The 252-nt window shown below is 68.7% G+C and carries 1 protein-coding gene; it reads left to right on the forward strand.

The window, feature by feature from the left end; genetic code table 11:
• The first annotated feature begins 3 nt into the window (after positions 1-3).
• Positions 4-102: a helix-turn-helix domain-containing protein gene (locus SB719_RS21540; protein ID WP_412159942.1), complete on the forward strand. Its 99-nt coding sequence runs from the start codon at positions 4-6 to the stop codon at positions 100-102.
• Positions 103-252 lie beyond the last annotated feature (150 nt).

The raw sequence follows: 252 nt of genomic DNA on the forward strand, positions 1-252 counted from the left end.
GCCCTGCAGGAAAACCGCTACAACAAGACCAAGACCGCCGCCGCCCTCGGCATCACCTTCCGCGCCCTGCGCTACAAGCTGAAGAAGCTGGCGATCGATTGAGGGCGCGGGGGAGCTCCGCCGCAATCCTCCGGACCTCGCTCGTGCAGGAGCGCGTTCGCGCGCGAGGCGGCGTTCCCGAGGTCCATCGCGGCCAAGGCCGCTCCTGCATCATGCGGACTCGAGCACCCCGGACTCGCGGGTATCCGCGAT

The sequence above is a fragment of the Pantoea sp. SIMBA_079 genome (assembly GCF_046940275.1).
Classification (GTDB): Bacteria; Pseudomonadota; Gammaproteobacteria; order Enterobacterales; family Enterobacteriaceae; genus Pantoea; species Pantoea borealis.